Origin of the sequence: Paenibacillus sp. A14, from assembly GCF_036864815.1 — a bacterium.
GTDB lineage: Bacteria > Bacillota > Bacilli > Paenibacillales > Paenibacillaceae > Fontibacillus > Fontibacillus sanfengchensis.
The window spans coordinates 69,966-90,932 of record NZ_JBAGJD010000007.1 but is presented as its reverse complement, the minus strand read 5'-3'; the positions used below and the strand labels follow the sequence as shown (position 1 = coordinate 90,932).

Sequence of the window (20,967 nt, the reverse complement as noted above, 5' to 3'; positions counted from 1 at the left end):
CGACCGGGAAAAAGTCGGAAAGAAGAGCGGTTTTATATAGGAAAGGTTTCGTATAAGATAGAACTAGTGTGTTTTAAGGGAATGAGAATCGGGAACGACAGGAGATCACCATGAATCAACGCCTTTATGGAATATGGCTTGGGGATGTGTTTTTTTGCTTCTCGGGCGAGATATCGGAGAGCAAAGTGGATGCCTGGACGGCAGCGGTACGGCCTTTGGAGCCGGTTCCGGGATTGCGTCCGTTTCAGCATGCGGCCCTTCGGCTTGCCGAAGTGAGGTATCCCGTCGCCCCGGGGAGAAGGTCCGCGGGCGGCGGAGAACGGAAAGGGCTGATCGGCCGGACGCTGGAAGGTTTGGCGCTGCCGGTGCCGGAAGCCTGGCGGCTTCTTTTGAACTGGGACGAAGGTTATTACGCACCCAGAGGCGTGCGGCCCGGGCCGGAATTCTCCTACTGGAGCACGGCGGCCCGCTTTGCCCTCGACCTGCTGCGCCGGGGGAGAATCGTGCCGGGGTTGCGGGCGGCGGCGGGCCCTCAGGGACGCCGGCGCTTGACCCAAGCTTCGGCCCGAGCCGTCTGGGGACCGCTGCTTGACCGGGAGGAAGACGCCGGACGCTTCCGCCGGCTGGCCGAATCCATGCCCCCGCTTGGTTTGGCCGCCATGCAGCAGCCGGCCGAAGCGGCGGAGAGCGGAACGATCGCCGGCCGTCAGATGGCATTGCTGCATTCCTTTCTGACGGCGATGGTGGATCACGAAGTCCGCAAGGCCGTGCAGGACCTTGGCCGGAAGCTGAATCCCTCGCGGGCCGATTACCGCAGAGGCGCCTCGCCGATCTCCGAGCTTTGGTGGAACGGCCTGCTGACCGCCGGGACGCCGCCTGACCTTACAGGCCATACGGCGGAGATCGAGCAGTTGGCGGAAGATGTTGCCGAAATCGGCGGGGGACGTCCGCGTGCCGAGGAGGAAGAGCCGGGAGGCAGGTCCGCGGGTACGCTCCGGCTGTGCCTGCGGATCGAGCCGCTGCCCTCGGGGAGCGGCGTGCCGGATTCCGGGCTGGCCTGGCGCCTTTCGTTCTGGGGCGAAGGGGCCGAGGATCCGGCCGTACTGCTGCCCGCCGGATTGATCTGGAGCTATCCGCACGCGGAAATGGAGATTCGCGGGCGGAGGTACGGCAAGGTGCAAGAAAGCCTGCTGCTCCGCTTGAAGAAAGCGGCGGAGATGTCGCCGGAGATCGCGGGGGCGTTGGAAGGGCCCCGGCCGGAGGCCGTCACGCTGGAACCCGCGGAGATGGTCGCCTTTTTGGGCCGGTCCGTGGCGCTCCTCCGCAAGCAGGGGGTGACGGTACAGATGCCGTCCCGCTGGACCCGGGAAGGCCGTCGCCCCGCCGGGGTGAGAATCAAGGCCTCGAGCTGGGGGACCACGCCCGAGAGCAAAGACGAGGGGGCCGGACTAGGCGTCCAGCAGTTGATTGCTTTCGAGGCGGGCGCCGTGCTGAACGGGCAGGAACTGACCCGGGAGGAGTTGGCCCGGCTGGCTGCCTTGAAATCCCCGCTCGTCCTGTTCCGCGGGGAATGGATCGAAATCGACGTCAAGGAACTTCGCCAGGTGCTGAAGTTTATGAAGCGGCAGGAAAGCGGCACGTTGACCTTCCGGGACCTGATGTACCTGGCTTCGGGTACCGACGAGGATCACCGGTTTGAAGGGCTGCGGGTCGAGCGGGTGGAGACGGAAGGCCTGCTTGCCGTTCTGATGAGCGGCGAGCTGCTGCGGGACGCCAAGCCACGCCCGGTGCCCGAAGCGCTGAACGGAACACTCCGCCCTTACCAGGAGCGGGGCTTCCAATGGTTGGCGGCGATGCGTCAACTGGGCTTCGGCGCACTGCTGGCCGACGATATGGGGCTGGGCAAAACGGTCCAGGTCATTACGGAGCTGCTGGACGGCCTGGCGGCTTCGCCGGGGACCAGCCTGATCGTGTGCCCGACTTCGCTGCTCGGGAACTGGCAGCGGGAACTGAACCGGTTCGCGCCGCAGCTGCGACTATACATTCATCATGGGAGCGACCGGCTGCACGGGGATCGGCTGGCTATGGAATGCCGGAACAGCGATGTGGTGCTTACGACCTATCAATTGGCGGGACGCGACGGCAAAGAACTGCGGGAGCTGGAATGGAAGACGATTGTACTGGATGAAGCGCAGTACATTAAAAACTTCGGCACCAAGCAGGCTCAGAGCGTGATGAAGCTGAGCGCGCCGCAGCGGATTGCCATGACCGGCACGCCGGTGGAGAATCGGCTGAGCGAACTATGGTCGATTTTTCAGTTCCTCAACCCGGGATATCTGGGAACGCACGCTTCCTTCCGGGCCAAGTACACCGGGGGCGGTGACCCGCAGTCCGCCGAGCTGGGAAGGCTGCGCAAGCTGGTGGCTCCGTTTTTGCTGCGCCGGCTGAAGAGCGACCCGGATATCCGCAAGGATCTGCCGGAGAAGATCGAACTGAAATCGTACTGTTCGCTTACGGCGGAACAGGCCAGGCTGTATGAGGCCGTCACGGCCGATCTCATGGACAGAATCGGAGGCAGCGGCGGCATAGCCCGCAAAGGCCTGGTCTTGTCGTCGCTGACCCGGCTTAAGCAGATTTGCGACCATCCGCGGCTTGGGGCGAGAGGAACTTTTGTCCCAGGGGCAGACCCGGAACGGTCGGGCAAGCTGGAACGGCTGACCGAGCTGCTTGATCTCATCATGGATAACGGGGAGGCCGCCCTTATTTTTACGCAATATGTGCAAATGGGGGAGATTCTTCGGGTGAAGCTGGCCGAACGTTACGGGGATACTCCGTTTTTCCTGCATGGAGCCGTTCCCAAGCCGGAAAGGGACGCGATGGTTCGAGCCTTCCAGGAGGGAACGGGTGCGCCTATATTCGTCCTGTCGCTGAAAGCCGGGGGCGTGGGACTTAATCTGACGAGGGCCAATCATGTCATTCATTATGACCGCTGGTGGAATCCGGCTGTGGAGAATCAGGCCACGGACCGGGTATTCCGGATCGGGCAGCGGAAAAACGTGGAGGTGCATAAGCTCATCTGCCAGGGAACGCTGGAGGAACGGATCGATGAACTGATCGAACGAAAAAAGACGCTTTCCGAGCAGGTCGTCGGGTCGGGAGAGCAATGGCTTACGGAAATGTCCGATGAAGAGCTGCGCGGCCTGGTGATGCTGCAGGGTGCGGGAAATATCATCGAGGAGGATGCGAGATGAGCCGGAGAACGGAGACCCTTGAATCTGTGAAACTGGAGCCGGTGCCGGGGGCGCTGCGCGTGATTTTCCCGGGAGAAGCGCCGCGCGGAAACGGGGCGCGCCGGAGCAAGCGCGCGGCGGAAGGCGCAAGCGGCGTGGAAGCGGCGGCCGACACGGCTCCGCCGCCGCTCTGCGTCGTCGAGCTGCCGGCTCCCGCGCCGGGCGGCGCGGACGGCGACCGCCTGCTGCGGCAGCTCGAGGGCCGGCCGCTGATTCTGGCCGGCCTGCTGGAGGAGGGGGCAGCGGCGCTGTCCGCCCTGCTCCCCGAGCTGCCGCCGTGGCGGCGGGAGCCGGGCCCTGCCGCGGCGCCCGTGTGCGCCTGCGGCGCGGCCCCCGGCGGCGGCCATGTGCCGCAGGCCCTGGCCGCCGCCGACGCCGCTTGGGCGGCCGACCCCGGCCTGCGGCTCGCGCTGCTCGGCTGGACGCCGGAGGCGCTGGCCGCGGCCGTGCTGGAGCGCTGGGCCGCGGCCCAGCCGCTGCCGGCGCCGGAGGAGGCCCTCCGCCAAACGGCGGGCGGGCCGGAGGCGCAGCGCTCCGCGGCGGGCGACGGGCCGAACGTCGCCGAGTGGCTCGCGGAGCTGGCGGCCGAGGGGCGGCTGCACCTGCCCGGGCCGCAGTTCCACGACGTGGAGGCGGAGCTGCGGGAGCTTGCGCCTCCGGACGTGGAACCCGGGCACGGGCCCGGACCTGACGCCGCCTCGTGGGCCCGCCTCTTGCTGCCCGGCGTCCCCGGCGCGGCCCGCGGCCTTTCCCTGGTCGCCGGCCGGGTGATGGAGCGCGCCGCCGATCTTGCGGCGGCGCATTCGCCCAAAAAAACGCGTTAGACCGCCTAGCGTGCGGTGTCAAAAAAGCTGTCCCTCACCGTTTAACACGGCAGGGGACAGCCTTTTTTTTGAAGTGGAGAGTCGTCTATTTCGGCAGGGATTCGGTTTCGGTCCGCCGGGCGGGGATTTCCGAGGCCCCCATGATTTCCCGGCGCAGCCCGTGCATTTTTTTGTCCAGGGCGTCCGCCGCTCTGGCCGCCTCCGTCAACTCGCGGATGACATGCGAAGGCACCTGCTTATCATACTTATAGTAAAGAATGTGCTCCATGCTCGCCCAAAAATCCATCGCCAGCGTACGCATTTGAATTTCCACCTTCATCCACCGCTGACCTTCGAACAGGGTCAAGGGGACCGCCACGATGACATGCAGGCTCTGGTAGCCGTTCGGCTTCGGATGCTCGATGTAATCCTTGATTTCAATGATGTTGATATCCTCGCGCTGCCGAAGGTGGTCCAGCAGGCTGTAAATGTCCTGGGCAAAGGAAAAGACGATCCGCATGCCCGCGATGTCGTGAATCTGATTTACCATATTGTCGACCGTCAACGCGAAGCCTTTGCGTTCCAGTTTTTCCAGAATGCTTCTCGGTTCCTTGATCCGGGTCTTGATGTGTTCAATCGGACTGTATCCGTTATGAATCTTCCACTCCGTCTGGACCAGCTTGATCTTGTTCTTCAGTTCATCCAGAGCGAGCTGGTACAGCGTGGGGAGCTTCTTCCACTCCTCCAACTTGCGCAGTTCGTCATCTTTGATCTCCCATTGATACAGTTCGCGAAGGTCCAACTGGTTCAGCAGGCTGTCCTTGTTACTCGGGTTGGATATACTCAGTCTAATCTACTCCCATTTCTTCTGAAGTTCTTAGGTTTATTTTACCTTGAATAGGCCTGGAATTTCAAAAGAAATGACGGAAAGCCTCCAATTGTCGAAAGCGGCGGCGTTTACTTGTTTAACGGGGTCCCGCCGTTATATCCCGGATGGTTGTAGTCCGTGTTGGATAAATTGCTGAGCACGCCCATCCCCATGATCGCCTCCCGGGTCTTCTCGGTCCCGTTGCGGTACAGCAGCACGTAGATCTCGGTCAGCCGGCGGTTGAACTGATCCGGCGCCTCGTCATGGTCGGCGGATTTATAGGGCACGGGCGCCCGCTTCAAGGTATACTCGTCTTCCTTGGCCAGCTCTTCGAGCTTGTCGCGAAGCACCGAGAGATCTTCCTCGTCGAGCAGAACTTCAAATTCGGCGGAATCGTTCGGCACTTCCTGAACGAGCCGGTGCGTCACGGAAATAAAGTAAGTTTTTTTCGGGGATACCATTCGCCATTTCTCCTCTCCTTTGTGGAACGATCAGATCTACACATTAATACACGGGGGCCATTCCGATGAATCAAAGGGCAGATTTTCACCACAGCCGCAAATCTGGTATGATAACTTCTAGAATTTATCTCATAGGAATGATAAAGAGGTTACAAGCGCATAGAGCTTTCCGGGTTTCTTATTTGGGAAAGTAATGGAATGGGAGGATTGCATTCATGAATTTTTTACAGAGGATTAAAGACGGTGCTGGAAAAGTGACCGACCGCGCGCAAAACGCCGTGGAGATCGGGAGGCTGAACACACAGATTTCGAATATTGAGCGAGAGATGGGGCTCTATTTCCAAAAGATGGGCGAAGTCTTCTATGAGGGTTATTCCCGCAAAGATATGTCCAATGCGGAAAAAGAGATGGTCGAGCTGGCCAAAACCTGCGATCTGTTGTCGGAAGAGCGGGATGAAATCCGCGCGAAAATCGCCGAGCTGAAAAATGAACGGCTGTGCGGCGCTTGCGGCAAAGCGATTGCCGAAGACGCGCTGTTCTGCCAATACTGCGGACGCAAGCTTGATAAGGCGAAGACGGCGGTCGGCAAGAAGAGCCCCGCCAAGGAGGCGGAGGAGGATCGGGACCATGGTCTTCAGGATCCGCTGTCTTTGTTCGCGGAGCCGGTTTCGGACGAAACGATCATCTATAAAGAGCCGGTGGCAACGATGTCCCCGGTAGTCGAAGAGGAACGGGAGCATGACGAATTTCGCCGTAAGCGGGAGCTGGAACGGGAACGGGAGCGTCAGGAAGAGCTGGACCGCCGGATCCGCACCTGGAAGGAAAATGTGGAGCCGCCGAAGAAACAGGTATCCTCCGCGCTGGAAACGGGGATTCCGACCGTAAGCTGTCAGATCTGTTCTTCGGTCCTCGTTAAAGGGACCAAATGGTGCCCTCATTGCGGTTCGGAGCAAATTTAGGATAGGCGTTGACGATTTCACCAATTTGTAAAAAGTGGGGCCCGATATACGGAGGTCATATCCGTAGTAGAAGGAGAGGCACCCGCTGCCGGACGGCACGGATTCCGGGAGGAAGCATCCTCTTGAGCCGTGCCGCTTGCGTTTCATTCAGAGGACTTCAAGTTCGCCGCCCGGATGAAAACGTAGAGCGGGGGGAACGCTTAACATCATCGCGGGATCGTCAATTACATGAATGAAAGGAGCACGAAGACTATGGAGTGCATCGTACATTTTGACGTATATCATAAAAATGAAGTGAAAGAATTAAGGGGTTTAATCTTTTTGAAAAAAGGGGAGATTCCTTCCGAGCAGGACTTCCTATCCATGTTTGATGAGATGGGGTACAAACTGCGCCTGGAGGACAAACAGGATCTGATTTTTAAGCCGACGAACCCGGGAGCGGACTACTCCCAGATTAAAATCCGGCGCCTGGACACGGGGGACAAAAGTTACAAGGAAGATACGGAGCTTCGTTCCCTGTTAAACCATCTCCTCCCCGGAGAGTCCCGACCTCTCTAGGCCGGCCGCCAAGCCGGTCATAAAATTTCCTCTTTATTTCTTCGCCCGGTATGCGTTATACTTCTAACGTTGCATGAAAATCGACATTTTTTTTCATATATTTTCTCGTATATGTGCAGGAATCGGCCTGCATGTCTCTACCCGATCACCGGAATGATCGGACTACGGGGAGAACCGCGGGTTGGCTGGAAGCCGCGCGCTTAGGGCGGGATCCTGAGGCGTGGGGGACTCTCGCCAGTTTACGTCGGTTTTCTCCCTTTGTTTAGTCCATATTCCGGGCGGTCCGGGATATGGGCTTTTTTTTCATGCTTTGCGGGGGACGGAACAAGAAGAATGATGTCTAGGAGGAGACGACGGTATGAAGCTTTTAAAAGATAAAGTCATGGCGGAAGGGATTGTCCTGGGGGAGAACGTCCTTAAGGTGGATTCGTTTCTGAACCATCAGATGGATCCTGTCCTGATGCGGGAAGTGGGGAGCGAATTCGCCCGCAGATTTGCCGGCGAAGGCATTACCAAGGTGCTGACGATCGAGTCGTCCGGCATCGCTCCGGCGATTATGACTTCGCTGGAGTTGGGCGTACCGATGATCTTCGCCCGGAAACACAAATCTCTGACCCTAAAGGACAACATCTTGGTGGAGAAAGTATATTCCTTTACCAAGCGGGAAAGCAATGAGATTACGGTGTCACGGAAGTTTTTGCATCCCGAAGACCGGGTGCTGATCATCGACGACTTTTTGGCGAACGGGGAGGCGGCGTTTGGCTTGGCCCGAATTGTGGAGCAAGTCGGCGCTTCCGTGGTCGGAATCGGCATCGTCATCGAGAAATCGTTCCAGCCCGGCGCAAGATTGCTGGAAGAGGCGGGCTACAGGGTCGAATCGCTCGTCCGGATCGCCTCGTTGGAGAACGGGACGGTTACCTTTGTGGAAGAAGTGCACGAGGCCTGAACGAATGAAATATTGACAGAAAACCGGAACAATTCCGGGCTTATCAGGGAGAGGAGCTTTCATATTCATGGAACGTGAAAGGATTTTTCAAAGGAACCGCCATCCCCTCAAAACGCTGTCGCTCGGCATTCAGCATGTGCTGGCCATGTATGCCGGCGCGGTGATCGTACCGCTCATCGTGGGCGGGGCACTGAACTTGTCGCATGAGGCGTTGACCTATCTGATTTCCATCGACTTGCTGGCCTGCGGGGTGGCGACGCTGTTGCAGGTATGGGGGAACCGCTTCTTCGGGATCGGGCTTCCCGTCATGCTGGGCTGCGCCTTTCAGGCCGTATCTCCGATGATCGCCATCGGGCTTACGGACGGCATGGGTGTCAGTGCGATTTACGGAGCGATCATCGCCTCCGGCCTGTTCGTCTTCCTGTTTTCCGGCTTGTTCGGGAAACTGATCGCTTTATTTCCGCCGGTCGTGACCGGTTCGGTCGTAACGATTATCGGGGTGACCCTGATTCCCGTGGCCTTGACCGACTTGGGCGGCGGCGACGTGTCCAAGCCCGACTTCGGGAGCCCGGCCAACCTGGCGCTCGGGTTCGGCGTACTGTTGTTCGTGGTTTTGATGAATCGCTTTGCCAAAGGCTTTCTGCGCTCCATTTCCGTCCTGATCGGCTTGATTGCCGGCACCCTCGCGGCGGCGCTGCTGGGTAAAGTCGATTTGACGCCTTTAAAGGAAGCCAGCTGGTTTCACATGGTCCAGCCGTTTTACTTCGGTACGCCGACCTTTCACGCATCGGCGATTTTGACGATGATCCTCGTGGCGATCGTCAGTGTTGCGGAATCGACCGGTGTCTTTATGGCGCTCGGCAAAATCGTGGATAAAGACATTACGTCCAAGGATCTGGCGCGCGGCTACCGGGCCGAAGGTCTGGCGATCATGCTGGGCGGTATTTTCAACTCGTTCCCTTATACGACTTATTCGCAAAACGTGGGGCTTGTACAAATGAGCCGGGTCAAAACCCGTGACGTCATCGTGGTTGCCGGCGGCCTGTTGATTCTGATCGGTTTCGTGCCGAAGATCGCGGCGCTGACTCAACTGGTGCCTACCTCCGTGCTTGGGGGAGCGATGATCGCTCTGTTTGGCCTCGTTCTTTCCTCGGGAATTCGGATGTTGGGCGATCAGGTGGATTTGAACCGGCATGAAAATCTGCTGATTATCGCCTGTTCGGTCGGCATGGGGCTCGGCGTGACGGTCGTGCCGGAAATCTTCGACAGCCTGCCGTCCTGGCTGCGCATTTTGGTGGATAACGGCATTGTGGCGGGCAGCTTTACGGCTATTGTCATGAACCTCTTGTTCAACGGTCTCGGCCGGAAAGGCACACCGGTTCCCGCAAAGGAGTAGCTTTGCTCTGCTTGAACTGAACCGGGTGCCCGCTGCCTGCCGGATGAGGCTGGGAATAGGGATGGGAATAGGCGCGCTTTTCTCCTGCTGAAGGCTACATGCGGTTTAACTGTTTTTCCGCTAGCTCTCCGATCCATGGCAGCTTCAGCCATTTCCCTTGGAGGGTGGCCAGCATGAGGACCAGCCACAGAACCAGGCCTACAATAGAGAGGAGCAGGCCGACGACGGTGCCGATGATGGGCAGAAATCCGGCCAGCGCGTGAAAAACCATCAGCCCGCCGAACAGAATGACGGACTGCAAGGCGTGAAACAGCACGAAACGGCTTCTTCGTTCCACGGCCAGAAACACGATCCCGCCTACGAAGGCGAACAGATAGCAGAGAAAACCGGCTACATTTTCATACAGGCCTGTGGATGATTTGAAAGGGGACAAGGGATCACCTGCTTTCTAATACGGATGCCTACCTAGTACTCAATGTATGACGAGCCTGGGGTGGGCAGAACCGATTTGCACAGGCGAGGGCTTGCAGGAAGCGGGCTGAAACCATTGATCCAGGATATCGTTGACTATGACCTCCGCGGCCATCGGCTTGCGGAGGTTTTCCATATTGGCGCTGACGCGGGCCAACTGCCGGCTGTCCTGCAGCAAAGCGTCGATCCCGGCATGCAGGGAGCGCGGGTCGCGGGCGATGCGGGCAATCCCTTTGCTTTCCAGGTAACGGGCGTTGTTCAGCTCCTGTCCGGGAACAGGCCGGTACAGAAAGAGCGGCAGACGGCAGGCGAGCGCTTCCGATAGCGTGATTCCCCCCGGCTTGGTGATGATACAGTCACTTGCCAGCATAAATTCGGCAACCTCATCGACAAAGCCGAACAAGTGGAAGTCAGGGTGGTCGCCGAACTGAAGGGCAAGCTTCTGATACAACTCCTCATTTCGTCCGCATACGGCAAGGACCTGATAGTTTCCTCCGGCAAGCAAAGCCTCGCAAATATCCCGGTTTCCCTGCATTACGCCGGATGCGCCGGCCATGAGCAGAATCGTTTTTTTATTTGGATTTAAAGCGTGGCCGATCCCCGAAACGGCGGGAGAATTTCCGTCGCACCGGAAATCCGGCCGAAGCGGAATCCCGCTTACCAGGACGCGTTCCTCCGGGACGCCGCGTTCGATCATTTCCCGCTTCATATCCTCGGTCGCCACATAGTACCGGTCGACTCCCGCATGCAGCCATCTCGCATGAACGTCAAAATCGGTAATCACGTTGACGAGCGGCAGGGAGAGGGAGGCCCGCTCGATCAAATCCGGCAGGGCCAGCTGGGGGAACGTGTGAATCACCAGGTCCGGCTGGTGCCGACTGATCGCTTTTTTCAAAGTCCCCGAACCGATGGAGTTCACCGCCCGCAGAAAGGTCGCCCCGATCCGCAAATCCTTGGTGACATTGTAAATCCATCCGTACAAGGAGGGCAGAGCCTTGAAGCTGGTCAAGTATATAAATTTTGTGAGTTCGTTCAGTCTGGGGTGGGCTTCCGCCATTAGATCCAGCAATACGACATCGCGGATACCTCTGCTGCGAAAGCCGGCCTCGATGGCTTTGGAGGCCCGGTAATGCCCGTCCCCGTAGCTGGCGTAGAGAATCATGATTTTTGGCGTCTTCGCGTTCAAGGACCTTCCTCCCTTTACATGGATTGAAGTGCGGGCAGAATCTTACGTTCAAGCAAAGCTTTCGGATTTCTATATCGTTTGACCTCGCTCTCCGAGGAGATTGCAACCGCCGCCTCCAGATCGGGTATCACATAAATTTGCTGTCCCCCATGCCCATGGGCGTAGCTGTAACGGATGCCCGCGGCTTCGTCGTTCCACCAGTGGTAGCCGTACCGGCCATAGGCGTAGAACGGAGGGCATTGGGGAGACAGCGCGCGGGCGATCCATTCCGGCGATACGAGGGGGCGGCCTTCCCAAGCGCCGTTTTGAAGGCACACAATGCCTATTTTCAGCATATCCCCAGCGGTCATATGGAGCCCGACATGCCCGCCGGAATGGCCTTCCGGGCTTGCCTTCCAGCGGACGTCAGCGATATTTAACGGTCGAAACAAATGGGTGGTCGCATAGCTTAAAGCGGTGCATCCTGTCCATTTCGACAGCAGCACGGACAATAAATGCGAGCAGGGGCTGCAGTACATAAATGTGCCGCGCTGCTCCGGGACGACCGGGAGCCGCAGGATGAAATTTCTCCAATTCCGGCTGCGGTGGAACCGGTGAATAAACCGTTCTCCCAGCTTCGGACCGGTCTGCCAGTAGAGCCCGCTTGTCATCGTCAGCAGTTCACGCAGGGTTAGCTGGGACCATGCGGGATCGGGCCTTACGGGAGCATGTTCTTTGACGTCCGCCCAAACCGGCTGATCCATTGCGGGGAGCTCGCCCCGGCGATCGGCGATGCCGATCAGTAGACTGAGCACGCTTTTGGTCGCGGACCGAAGATCATGCAAGCTTGAGGCGCCGTATCCGTTGTAGTACGCCTCGAACCTGAGCCTTCCGCTTTGCCATACCAGCAAGCTGCGAATTTTGGAGTAATCCTTTCGAACGGTTTGATCGATAGTGCTCCAATTACGACCGGCGTCAGCGGGCTGTTTTATCATGTATGTCCTCCTGTTAGAGAATACAATAGTATGATTAACGCGGAATTAACGTCCCGAAGCTATAATCGAATCTAACCTTATCTTAACCAGCGGAGCATGATCCCAATAAACAAATCGGCCAATCCAAAAAAATGGGTGTTTGGAAGAAAGCTGTAACTGCCAGCTGAATATGTTACAATAGGGGGACATAAGGTCTTTCCTTGTTTTGCTAAGACCGGTATATATGCAAGACGCTGTTCTCGCGTGCCTGATTCATCGGGAAGAGGTTCGGGTATGTATAGTGTCATGCGCCAGCTGAATAAGTTAAACCGTAAGCTGACTTCATGAAGTACTGCTTGTTACGTATTCTCGAGATCGGAGCATTGAACTAGAAACGTTCTGGGAGGGAATTTGGTATGGCAACGAAAGGTCACAATGAAGTGAAGGAAAGTTTGCGGGAGATGACCCGGATATTCAAGCCGAAAGACCCGAAGAAGTTCGTAAAAGAATATGTCCGCAAATACCGGATTACTGGCGGCTATGAGGAAGAGTTGACCCTTTTGGTAGAGACGGAAATGGGGAAGCTGAATTCGTCGGTTTCCTGAAGTCTGCCGTTCATGAATTTGAACCCAAATACCTATAGGCTAATTACCGTCCCGGCGAGAGCAGGGGCGTTTTTTCTTTGTTTATCACATATAATGTAGCATCCAAGAGGTAATGTTGTTGTTAGGAAAAACAGCTTTGTGCCGCGAAAGGGGATTGCAGATTGAAACCAAACTTGAAGTCAAAAGAAGAGGTCGCCCGAATCCGCGAAGCCGGAGCGATTTTGGCCGAGTGCCACCGGGGGATCGGCAAGCTGATTGCCCCCGGCATCACCACGGCGGAGATCGACGGGTTCGTAGAGTCGTTTCTTGCCAAACGGGGCGCGAAGCCGGAACAGAAAGGTTACCGCGGCTTCCCTTATGCCACCTGCGCTTCTATAAATGAGGTGGTATGTCACGGGTTTCCTGGGCCGCAAAAATTGAAGCAAGGCGATATCGTCACGATTGATATGGTCGTGAACAAGAACGGATGGCTGGCGGACTCGGCGTGGTCTTACCGTGTCGGGGACGTGGATGCGGAAGCGGAACGGCTGCTGCGAACGACGGAAAAAGCGCTGTACGCCGGCATTGACGCGGCGCATCCGGGAAATCGGATCGGAGACATCGGCTATGCCGTACAGCGGGTGGCTATGGAAGCGCGCATCGGCATCGTCAAGCCGTTGATCGGCCACGGCATCGGGCGGCAGATGCATGAAGCGCCCGACGTGCCGAACTTTGGCCGCCCCCGTAGCGGAGTGAAGCTTCTCGCCGGAATGGTCATCACGATCGAGCCGATTTTTACGCTGGGCGAAACGGGCGCGGTGCTGTGGGACAATGACGGCTGGACGATTCGTTCGGCGGACGGAAGCCTGGGCGCGCATTATGAACATACGCTGGCGATCACGGAGGAAGGGCCGGTAATTCTGACGATATAAAAACTCGGAGAGCGAAAGCTCTCTTTTTTTATGCGCTTGGACCGCTTCAATTTTCCGCCAAGCCGGATAGAACGGCGACTCTCCATAACACGGTTACTCCCACGGACATAATAGTCGCTATTTCGCGCAAAGTCGCTCTTCGGGAATTCTAACGGAAGCCACAGCGCTTATTGTGCCTGTTTAGCGTCTGAATGGCCTCGTTTCGCCCAAATAGCCGCTACTGCGACCGTTAGAATCCCGGTTGGCTATAAAAATGTGAAATAGCGGCTATGGCTTCCGTTAGTGGATAAGTTATAGCGGATAAAAGCAGGTTAAGGCGCATTAAGGCACATTAAGGCGTCAGTCAGGTCGGGCGCAATCGGATTTTTTTCGATCGCCGGAGGTCGCTCGGTTTTCTTTTTTATAAATTTCAATATAAAGTTCTGGGAAATGTCAAAAATGAAAAACAGGAAAAGAAGCGCAAACTCTAACATAACCTAGTAAGGTTCAGGGCAGCTTCCGGAGGGTAATCCAAAAGTGAAAACGTTCGCAAATCCCATTGTGGCGCGCCCTCGCGGCTTTTTGAACAATTTGTGAACTCATCTCGGATCATTGACAAAACAAGGGTTCGATCATATATTTAATAGGTGATTGTTGTAATTGACAGAAATGCAGTTTCCGTGATAAGACAGGTAGTTTTGAGTGTGCCGGATGCCTGTACATAACCGGGAAGAAAACGGAAAAGTGGGGTAGATCAATGATGAAACCGTGGAAGGCTGGAAAGCGGCTTGTACCTCTGTTTGCCGGGCTACCGCTTTTGTTGTCCGCATGCGGCCGCGAGGACTTGTCGGTGCTCAGACCACAGGGAACGGTAGCCGAAGGGCAATTGGGCTTGATCAAGCTTTCGGTTACGATCATGGTGGCGGTCATGGTGATCGTGTTTGCGATTGCGGCGTATGTATGGATCAAATACCGCCGGAGACCGGGGCAGAACGAGATTCCGAAACAGGTGGAGGGCAACTTTAAGCTGGAGATTATCTGGACGGCTATTCCGCTCGTACTGGTCTTGATTCTGGCCGTGGCCACCGTTCAAAAGGTATTTGCGTACGGAGAAGACTATGCGAAAGACAAAAACGCTGTAAAGGTGAAGGTGACTTCCCATTTGTTCTGGTGGGAGTTCTCTTACCCGGATTACGGGATTACGACAGCCCAGGATCTGATTATTCCTTCAGGCAAGAAAATCGCTTTGGAACTGAAAACAGCGGATGTGCTTCACTCGTTCTGGGTGCCATCGCTAGCCGGAAAGACCGATACCAACACGGACGGCACGGTGAACAAGGCTTGGCTTGAAGCGGACAAAGAAGGCGTTTACTTGGGGAAATGCGCGGAGCTTTGCGGTCCGTCCCACGCTTTTATGGAATTTAAAGTGAAGGCGGTCAGCGACGATTCCTTCAATAAATGGGTGGATGCCATGAAAGCGCCTGCGGTGCTTCCGGAGGATCCGGCCACTGCCGAGGTCTTCAAGAAACAGTGCTTGACTTGCCATGCGGTCGGAGACCAAGGGGGGCCGAGCGGCCCGAACCTCACCGGCATAGGCGGCCGGGAAACGGTGGCAAGTATTTTGCTGAATGAGGAAGGCTCGGGGAAACCGGTTGACGGCAAGCCTGTAAAGGACAATCTCGTGGAATGGCTTCAGGATCCCCAAAAGGTGAAGCCCGGCAACAAAATGCCGCAGCCGAAAGAAGATTTGGGCCTGAGCGATGAGGAAATCGACGCGATTGCCCAGTATCTGGCCGATTACAAATTATCGTATTGATCTTTGGTGCCTCTGGCGGCATTGAGGTTATAGGAACTCTAAAGGGGGTACAAAACCTTGGCTCACGCTCACAGTGTCAAGCGGTACAAGGGTTTGATGGACTGGTTGACGACGGTCGACCACAAAAAGATCGCTATCCTGTATTTGATAGCGGGCGGTCTGTTCTTTGGCATCGGGGGGATTGAAGCGCTGCTGATCCGCGTTCAGTTGGCCAAACCGATGAATGATTTCGTAACAGCCCAGCAATTTAACGAATTGATTACGATGCACGGAACAACCATGATTTTCCTCGGCGTTATGCCGGTTATTTTTGCGCTGATGAACGCGGTCATTCCGCTGCAAATCGGAGCCCGCGACGTAGCGTTTCCGTTTCTGAACTCGCTCGGGTTCTGGACCTTCCTCTTCGGCGGTCTGCTGCTGAATCTGAGCTGGGTTATGGGCGGGGCGCCGGATGCCGGATGGACCTCTTACACGCCGCTATCCTCCACGGATTACAGTACGACGCACGGAGTCGATTTTTATACGATCGGCTTGCAGATCGCCGGGCTGGGTACGCTTATCGGGGGGATCAACTTCCTGGCCACGATCATTACGATGCGTGCGCCGGGGATGTCATTCATGCGGATGCCGATGTTTACCTGGACGACCTTCGTCACTTCGACGATGATTTTGTTCGCTTTCCCGGCGGTCACGGTAGGCCTGGTGCTTCTGTCTTTCGACCGGATTTTGGGCGCGAATTTCTTTGTACCGTCCATGGGCGGGAACCCGGTGCTCTGGCAGCATATCTTCTGGATCTTCGGGCACCCTGAAGTTTACATTTTGATTTTGCCGGCCTTCGGGATTATTTCCGAGGTGGTCAGCACCTTCTCCCGGAAGCGGTTGTTCGGTTACAGCTCGATGGTGTTCGCGACGATTCTGATCGCCTTCCTCGGCTTCATGGTGTGGGCGCACCACATGTTTACCACAGGGATGGGGCCGGTTGCCAACGCGCTGTTCTCGATTGCGACCATGCTGATCGCCGTTCCGACGGGGATCAAAATCTTCAACTGGCTGTTCACGATGTGGGGCGGTCAAATCCGCTTTACAACGGCCAACCTGTTCGCTTCCGGTTTTATTCCGACCTTTGTTATGGGCGGGGTTACCGGGGTTATGCTGGCCTCCGCTCCGGCGGATTACCAGTATCATGACACTTATTTTGTCGTAGCGCACTTCCACTATGTTATTGTCGGCGGTCTCGTGCTGGGGCTGTTCGCGGGGCTGCATTACTGGTGGCCGAAAATGTTCGGACGCGTGCTGAACGAAAAGCTCGGCAAGCTGGAATTTTGGACGTTTATTATCGGCTTCCATCTGACGTTCTTCGTGCAGCATTTTCTTGGACTCGTGGGGATGCAGCGCCGGGTATTTACGTACCTGCCGAACCAAGGCTTCGATCTGATGAACCTGATCAGTACGGTGGGCGCTTTTCTGATGGGCGTCGGCGTGATTATTTTCCTGATCAATGTGGCGATTTCGTTCAAACAGCCGAAGGGCGTGGAAGCCGACGTATGGGAAGACGGACGGACCCTGGAGTGGGCGATTCCTTCGCCGCCGCCGGAATACAACTTTAAGCAAACTCCGCTCGTGCGCGGGATCGACGCTTTCTGGAAAGAAAAGATGGCCGGGAACAAGGAGATGACGCCTGCCGAGCCGGTTGGGCCGATCCATATGCCTTCGCCGACGATTCTGCCGTTTGTCATGTCGGTCGGCCTGTTTATCGCTGGTCTTGGCTTTATGTTCACGAATGACGACTTTGGCAACGGCCTGCTGAATTTCCTGTTCAGCAACTATATCGTCACGGGAATCGGCCTGGCGATTACGCTGGGGTCCATGCTGCTTCGTTCGCTATTCGACGATCACGGCTGGCATATCGAACCGGATGAATTGAACGACAAGGGGGTAAAAGCATGACGACACCTCATGCACAGCAGGTATCGGGCGAACTTCCCCATGAACCGGAAAAGGCGACGCTGGAAGGCCGCAACAAAGTGCTTGGCTTCTGGCTTTTCCTTGGGGGCGAAGCGGTCCTGTTCGGAACCCTGTTCGCCACCTTCCTGACGCTGCGAAACCAGGTGGCCGATGGCCCGTCCGCCAGCGAGCTGTTCAGTTTGCCGATCACGGCGGCGGCGACGTTTATCCTTTTGGTCAGCAGTTTGACGAGCGTGTTCGCCATTCAGGCGATGCATCGGGGGAACCGCAAATCGTTGGCGAATTGGCTCGCGGTTACGGTTCTGCTCGGTCTGGCGTTCCTGGTGCTAGAAATTTACGAGTTTGCGGAATACATGATCCATGAAGACTACAGGATGACCACCAGCGCCTTCAGTTCGGCTTTCTATACGCTGGTCGGCTTCCATGGAGCGCACGTTTTGTTCGGGATCCTTTGGATTTCGATCCTGATCGGACAGCTGTTCAAAAAAGGATTGAACGTCGTTACAGCTCCGAAGGTTTATGTTGCCGCCATGTACTGGCATTTTATCGACGTCGTGTGGGTGTTTATTTTTACCGTAGTTTACCTGCTCGGAAAGGTGGTAGGTTAACATGACCAGTCACGATTCGAACGGAGAGGCGGTCAAGCACCGTCACCGCCATGAAGGGCCGCAGAAGCATATCGTCGCCTTCGTCTTCTCGATCATTCTGACGCTGATCGCGTTTGCGGCGGTGGCGGCCGGGGGCGTAAACACCGCCTTTACGGTGCTGCTTCTGCTGGTGATGGCTGTGCTGCAAGTTCTTGTTCAACTTGGCTACTGGATGCACATGAAGGATAAAGGCCATATGATTCCGATCGTATTTATGGCCGGCGGATTTTTCGTCGCCGGGACGGCGATCATAGCGGCGCTATACTGGATGTGGTGGTAAAATATAAAGAGGTCGGCTTGAATTCAAGCCGCCTCTTTCATGTTATTGACGGGTATTACGCGTTCACAAAATCGACAGAAAGACGAAGGCGGGAAGGGAGGGTTCAGCGTGCTGGGGTTAGAATATTTTAAATTTGCGGAAGTTTGGAGTCCCGTGTTTTTGGCGGTCATACTGCTCATTACGGCGGGGTACCTTGTGTTGACGGGACCGGTCAACGAGAAACGGGGACAACCCGCTGTAAGCGCAGGCCAAAGAAGTTTGTTTTTATTTGGAATCACCGTGCTGTATTTCGCCCAGGGCGGACCGATCGAACTGCTCGGCCACATGATGTTCAGCTTTCACATGGTCAGTATGGCGCTATCCTATCTTGTGGCTCCGCCGCTTTTGATGCTGGGCCTTCCCGCCTGGGTGTGGCGGTCGGCCGCGCCGTTCCTTGGCCGCGGTCCGCTGCGCCGGCTCCGGTTCCTGACGCATCCGGTGGTGGCGGCGGTGGTGTTCAACGGGCTGTTTTCCATCTACCATCTTCCGGTTGTTCACGACTATGTCATGCTTCATTTCGGTGTTCACCGCCTGTATTATCTTATTCTGTTCCTCGCTTCGGTGCTGATGTGGTGGACGCTGGTCAAACCGCTGCCAGAACAGGCGGGAGCGCACGGCTTGAAGAAGATGGGCTTCATCTTCCTTAACATGGTGCTGCTGACGCCGGCATGCGGTCTGATTATTTTTGCGCCGGAGCCGCTGTATGCGACCTACAGCGATCCCGAAGTATGGGCCAAAGCGATGGGGTATTGCGTGCCGGGAGATCCGGCCACGCTGCTTAGCCAATTCGGTGGGCCGGAATACTTCGGTTATCTCGAACCTCGGGTGGACCAGCAGGTTGGAGGCATACTAATGAAATTTTTTCAGGAGATCATCTTCGCCTCGATGCTCGCTTACGTATTCTTCCAATGGTACCGGCAGGAAAATCGGGAGGACAAGGAGGATGCCCGGGCGGAGGATTTCAAGCTGAATCGGGTTTAGAGATTGACGCGTGGACAGGAGGATTCTCATGGATTTGTTTACCTTGTTCCCTACGATCAGTACATCGTTTATCGTAATCAGCGCCGTGCTGGTGGCGATCGGTTGGAACCTGATCATCAAGGGGAAACGGGAAGCGCACAAGAAGACGATGATTGCCGCGGCCGTGGCCGCGTTGCTCTTCTTCATCATCTACATGTCGCGGACCGTATTTATCGGCAATACGTCTTGGGGCGGGCCGGATGATTTGAAGATCTACTACCAGATCTTCCTGATCTTCCACATCGTGCTGGCCACGGTGGCCGCCGTCTTCGGCATCACTACGCTCTTTCTGGGCTTCAAGGAGAAGTACGCGAAGCACCGGAAGTGGGGGCGTACGACTTCCGTGATCTGGTTTTTCACGGCGGTCACGGGTGTGGCGGTTTATGTCCTTCTGTATTTGTTGTATCCCGGCGGACATACGAAACCGGTGTGGGAAGTGATTTTTGGGCTGTAATGGAAATGATGACGGCGACCGCCGGAGCTCGATGGCTCCGGCGGTTTTTTTGCGCGGTTTTGTATGGGGGGGGCGAGGAGAGACAGAGAAACTTGTCGCCTCGGTGTGGCGAGTTGGATCCGGCGCGCCCCATTACCCTAACTGCCGTCGCATGAGCAGCCTTGCAAGAAAGGCAAAGATTAGGCTAACGGTCGCCACAGCCGTTATTTGCCTCGAAAACGCCGACTTCCCATTCTAACGGTCGCCACGGCGCTTATTTCGCATAAACAGGCTGTTAGGGCGAGAATCCAGGGGAAATAACGGCGCTCACGACCGCTAGAATTACGAAAGGGTTACTTTTCGTTAAATAGCGGCTGCTACGGCCGTTAGACTTCCCTCCGGCTGCCCTTTTTGACCGCTTGATCCCCACGAGTCCGAATCAGGCCGGAATAGCGCCCCAAAAGGCCGATAATGTGGCGGGCAGCACCATGTGTCGGGTTTGATGCAACGTCAGTGCTGCAGGCAGGAAGGATACAAACCTGAGTTGACGTCATTATGAGCACAGTATATACTGTGTATAAAGATATAAACAGTAAGCACAGTTAAGTTGGGAGGATCCGAATTGAAAACCTGGAAGGATGCCTGGTTTATTTTTAGGAAAGACCTGCGGGCAGACCGCCTGTATTTGATCTGGAACGTGATTTTTATGGTGTATTCCGGCGTGATGATCAGCTTTCTGTTCCAGTCCAGTGAAAAGGCCGAGGTGGAGAGGGTACTCACGCCGATGGCGGATTTTATGGCGTTGTTGCTCATCCCCATGATCGGCTTCTACTTTTCGCGGCGGTCCTTTAATTACTTAAAGGAGGATTCCTACACGCAGATGCTGCTATATTACAGAACCCTGCCGATTCCGGGCCGGACGATTATGAGAAGCCGCCTGATCCAGTTGGCAACGGCCGTGGTGTTTAATGGGGCAATATTCTTCGCGGCATTGTACACGATGCTTTATTTCATGGGTGAGGGGATCGGGTTCGTCCAATACATCTCCTTTGCGCTGACCTGGATGGGATATGCCCTGGCTATGAACGGTCCCTATATATTTTTGGAGTTTTTGACGAGAGGCCGCACCTATCTGTGGATGACTTTTGCCTTAATGTTCGCGGTGGGCGCTCTGGCCTTCATCATAGCCTGGTTTGACGGCAGCCTGCTTGATTTTACTTTACACCAATCCGGACGGTTCGGTTTGCTGTCTCCCGTGATGTGGGGATGTCTGGCGGGAGGCGCGATTCTTCTGATCTTGTTCAGCAGGATCACGCTGCGGCGATTGGGCGGGAGGGATCTGGCAAGATGATGAACTTCAATGGTCTGCCTGGAATCGGAG

The 20,967-nt window shown here is 56.3% G+C and carries 20 protein-coding genes and 1 riboswitch; of the genes, 15 read left to right on the top strand and 5 right to left on the bottom strand.

What is annotated here, in order from left to right; all coding sequences use genetic code 11:
• Positions 1–110: 110 nt before the first annotated feature.
• The gene (locus tag V4U88_RS18640; protein ID WP_334074754.1) at positions 111–3,251 is read left to right on the top strand and encodes a DEAD/DEAH box helicase; all 3,141 of its coding nucleotides are present in this window, start codon (positions 111–113) and stop codon (positions 3,249–3,251) included.
• Positions 3,248–4,114 carry a hypothetical protein gene (locus V4U88_RS18635; protein ID WP_334074753.1) on the top strand — a complete coding sequence of 289 codons (867 nt, stop codon included), beginning with the start codon at positions 3,248–3,250 and terminating at the stop codon, positions 4,112–4,114. Before V4U88_RS18640 ends, V4U88_RS18635 begins: the two co-directional genes overlap by 4 nt.
• A gap of 85 nt (positions 4,115–4,199) precedes the next feature.
• Here the strand turns inward: V4U88_RS18635 and V4U88_RS18630 are convergent, their stop codons facing one another.
• Positions 4,200–4,904, bottom strand: coding sequence for a GTP pyrophosphokinase (locus tag V4U88_RS18630; protein ID WP_416367250.1), 705 nt, complete (start codon positions 4,902–4,904; stop codon positions 4,200–4,202).
• 146 nt (positions 4,905–5,050) lie between these two features.
• Positions 5,051–5,422 carry a hypothetical protein gene (locus V4U88_RS18625; protein ID WP_334074751.1) on the bottom strand — a complete coding sequence of 124 codons (372 nt, stop codon included), beginning with the start codon at positions 5,420–5,422 and terminating at the stop codon, positions 5,051–5,053.
• A 215-nt stretch (positions 5,423–5,637) separates the two neighbouring features.
• Here V4U88_RS18625 and V4U88_RS18620 point away from each other — a divergent pair, with 215 nt between their 5' ends.
• The 4 genes from V4U88_RS18620 (at position 5,638) to V4U88_RS18605 (ending at position 9,281) form a co-directional block, all read left to right on the top strand.
• Entirely contained in the window at positions 5,638–6,381 is a 744-nt protein-coding gene (locus tag V4U88_RS18620; protein ID WP_334074750.1) for a zinc-ribbon domain-containing protein, read from the top strand.
• A gap of 252 nt (positions 6,382–6,633) precedes the next feature.
• The gene (locus tag V4U88_RS18615) at positions 6,634–6,939 is read left to right on the top strand and encodes a hypothetical protein (protein WP_334074749.1); all 306 of its coding nucleotides are present in this window, start codon (positions 6,634–6,636) and stop codon (positions 6,937–6,939) included.
• Positions 6,940–7,024: 85 nt separating this feature from the next.
• A riboswitch (purine riboswitch) is annotated at positions 7,025–7,124 on the top strand.
• A 173-nt stretch (positions 7,125–7,297) separates the two neighbouring features.
• Positions 7,298–7,885, top strand: a complete 588-nt coding sequence (locus V4U88_RS18610) for a xanthine phosphoribosyltransferase (protein ID WP_334074748.1) — start codon at positions 7,298–7,300, stop codon at positions 7,883–7,885.
• Between the two features lie 67 nt (positions 7,886–7,952).
• The gene (locus tag V4U88_RS18605; RefSeq protein WP_334074747.1) at positions 7,953–9,281 is read left to right on the top strand and encodes a nucleobase:cation symporter-2 family protein; all 1,329 of its coding nucleotides are present in this window, start codon (positions 7,953–7,955) and stop codon (positions 9,279–9,281) included.
• 94 nt (positions 9,282–9,375) lie between these two features.
• On the opposite strand, the gene V4U88_RS18600 is transcribed toward V4U88_RS18605, so the two are convergent.
• The 3 genes from V4U88_RS18600 to V4U88_RS18590 are packed head-to-tail and all read right to left on the bottom strand — an operon-like array spanning position 9,376 to position 11,912.
• Positions 9,376–9,714 carry a DUF4870 domain-containing protein gene (locus V4U88_RS18600; RefSeq protein WP_334074746.1) on the bottom strand — a complete coding sequence of 113 codons (339 nt, stop codon included), beginning with the start codon at positions 9,712–9,714 and terminating at the stop codon, positions 9,376–9,378.
• A 39-nt stretch (positions 9,715–9,753) separates the two neighbouring features.
• Entirely contained in the window at positions 9,754–10,938 is a 1,185-nt protein-coding gene (locus V4U88_RS18595; protein ID WP_334074745.1) for an MGDG synthase family glycosyltransferase, read from the bottom strand.
• A 14-nt stretch (positions 10,939–10,952) separates the two neighbouring features.
• Positions 10,953–11,912, bottom strand: coding sequence for a serine hydrolase domain-containing protein (locus V4U88_RS18590; protein ID WP_334074744.1), 960 nt, complete (start codon positions 11,910–11,912; stop codon positions 10,953–10,955).
• Between the two features lie 395 nt (positions 11,913–12,307).
• Between V4U88_RS18590 and V4U88_RS18585 the strand changes: the two genes are divergently transcribed.
• The 9 genes from V4U88_RS18585 (at position 12,308) to V4U88_RS18545 (ending at position 20,937) form a co-directional block, all read left to right on the top strand.
• On the top strand, positions 12,308–12,496 hold the full coding sequence (locus V4U88_RS18585) for a hypothetical protein (protein ID WP_148455660.1): 189 nt from the start codon (positions 12,308–12,310) through the stop codon (positions 12,494–12,496).
• Between the two features lie 161 nt (positions 12,497–12,657).
• Positions 12,658–13,407, top strand: a complete 750-nt coding sequence (gene map / locus V4U88_RS18580; RefSeq protein WP_334074743.1) for a type I methionyl aminopeptidase — start codon at positions 12,658–12,660, stop codon at positions 13,405–13,407.
• Positions 13,408–14,143: 736 nt separating this feature from the next.
• Positions 14,144–15,202: a cytochrome c oxidase subunit II gene (gene coxB, locus V4U88_RS18575; protein WP_334074742.1), complete on the top strand. Its 1,059-nt coding sequence runs from the start codon at positions 14,144–14,146 to the stop codon at positions 15,200–15,202.
• 96 nt (positions 15,203–15,298) lie between these two features.
• Positions 15,299–17,149 carry a cytochrome c oxidase subunit I gene (gene ctaD / locus V4U88_RS18570; protein ID WP_334074925.1) on the top strand — a complete coding sequence of 617 codons (1,851 nt, stop codon included), beginning with the start codon at positions 15,299–15,301 and terminating at the stop codon, positions 17,147–17,149.
• Positions 17,146–17,775, top strand: a complete 630-nt coding sequence (locus V4U88_RS18565) for a cytochrome (ubi)quinol oxidase subunit III (RefSeq protein ID WP_334074741.1) — start codon at positions 17,146–17,148, stop codon at positions 17,773–17,775. Before ctaD ends, V4U88_RS18565 begins: the two co-directional genes overlap by 4 nt.
• 1 nt (position 17,776) lies before the next feature.
• Positions 17,777–18,094: a cytochrome C oxidase subunit IV family protein gene (locus tag V4U88_RS18560; protein ID WP_334074740.1), complete on the top strand. Its 318-nt coding sequence runs from the start codon at positions 17,777–17,779 to the stop codon at positions 18,092–18,094.
• A 108-nt stretch (positions 18,095–18,202) separates the two neighbouring features.
• Positions 18,203–19,114 carry a cytochrome c oxidase assembly factor CtaG gene (gene ctaG / locus V4U88_RS18555; RefSeq protein ID WP_334074739.1) on the top strand — a complete coding sequence of 304 codons (912 nt, stop codon included), beginning with the start codon at positions 18,203–18,205 and terminating at the stop codon, positions 19,112–19,114.
• A gap of 28 nt (positions 19,115–19,142) precedes the next feature.
• A complete protein-coding gene (locus tag V4U88_RS18550; protein WP_334074738.1) occupies positions 19,143–19,607 on the top strand; it encodes a DUF420 domain-containing protein in 465 nt (154 codons plus the stop codon).
• 601 nt (positions 19,608–20,208) lie between these two features.
• A complete protein-coding gene (locus V4U88_RS18545) occupies positions 20,209–20,937 on the top strand; it encodes a hypothetical protein (protein ID WP_334074737.1) in 729 nt (242 codons plus the stop codon).
• Positions 20,938–20,967: the final 30 nt, after the last annotated feature.

Coding starts and splice junctions, on each gene's coding strand:
- V4U88_RS18640 (WP_334074754.1), top strand. CDS start 111: ATGAATCAACGCCTTTATGGAATATGGCTTGGGGATGTGTTTTTTTGC.
- V4U88_RS18635 (WP_334074753.1), top strand. CDS start 3,248: ATGAGCCGGAGAACGGAGACCCTTGAATCTGTGAAACTGGAGCCGGTG.
- V4U88_RS18625 (WP_334074751.1), bottom strand. CDS start 5,422: ATGGTATCCCCGAAAAAAACTTACTTTATTTCCGTGACGCACCGGCTC.
- V4U88_RS18620 (WP_334074750.1), top strand. CDS start 5,638: ATGAATTTTTTACAGAGGATTAAAGACGGTGCTGGAAAAGTGACCGAC.
- V4U88_RS18615 (WP_334074749.1), top strand. CDS start 6,634: ATGGAGTGCATCGTACATTTTGACGTATATCATAAAAATGAAGTGAAA.
- V4U88_RS18610 (WP_334074748.1), top strand. CDS start 7,298: ATGAAGCTTTTAAAAGATAAAGTCATGGCGGAAGGGATTGTCCTGGGG.
- V4U88_RS18605 (WP_334074747.1), top strand. CDS start 7,953: ATGGAACGTGAAAGGATTTTTCAAAGGAACCGCCATCCCCTCAAAACG.
- V4U88_RS18590 (WP_334074744.1), bottom strand. CDS start 11,912: ATGATAAAACAGCCCGCTGACGCCGGTCGTAATTGGAGCACTATCGAT.
- V4U88_RS18585 (WP_148455660.1), top strand. CDS start 12,308: ATGGCAACGAAAGGTCACAATGAAGTGAAGGAAAGTTTGCGGGAGATG.
- coxB (WP_334074742.1), top strand. CDS start 14,144: ATGATGAAACCGTGGAAGGCTGGAAAGCGGCTTGTACCTCTGTTTGCC.
- ctaD (WP_334074925.1), top strand. CDS start 15,299: ATGGACTGGTTGACGACGGTCGACCACAAAAAGATCGCTATCCTGTAT.
- V4U88_RS18565 (WP_334074741.1), top strand. CDS start 17,146: ATGACGACACCTCATGCACAGCAGGTATCGGGCGAACTTCCCCATGAA.
- V4U88_RS18560 (WP_334074740.1), top strand. CDS start 17,777: ATGACCAGTCACGATTCGAACGGAGAGGCGGTCAAGCACCGTCACCGC.
- V4U88_RS18550 (WP_334074738.1), top strand. CDS start 19,143: ATGGATTTGTTTACCTTGTTCCCTACGATCAGTACATCGTTTATCGTA.